The 290-nt window shown below is 34.8% G+C and carries 1 protein-coding gene; it reads right to left on the bottom strand.

Features of this window, described 5'->3' with window-relative positions; translation table 11 throughout:
- Positions 1-12: 12 nt before the first annotated feature.
- The coding region (locus CWB66_RS22005) for a DUF2523 family protein (RefSeq protein ID WP_138587034.1) at positions 13-290 on the bottom strand (278 nt) is incomplete at its 5' end.

Below are 290 nucleotides of genomic sequence, written 5' to 3'. Positions count from 1 at the left end.
CGTTTATCATGATTAGCTCCCTAGTCTAGTAAATGGTATAAGTTGAAGTAATATGCGAATAGTTACAGCGGTCATCATCATTGTAAGCGCTTGTGGAACGCCATTAGATGACATAATCCACTGTAAGCCAGTGGGTATACCTGATAGATAAGAAGTTATATCTAAGGTATCAAAATATGAGTCCATACCAGTTAAAGCTAAATGTGAAAGGTCTAGTATCTGCTCAAAAATCCACGTAAATAAATCTTTGTAAATTTCATGAACAGATAAAACAATGCTCCAAAGAAACT

This window comes from Pseudoalteromonas sp. S558, from assembly GCF_005886635.1.
In the GTDB taxonomy this organism is placed as follows: Bacteria; Pseudomonadota; Gammaproteobacteria; order Enterobacterales; family Alteromonadaceae; genus Pseudoalteromonas; species Pseudoalteromonas aliena.
This window is presented reverse-complemented; position numbering and strand designations above follow the sequence as displayed.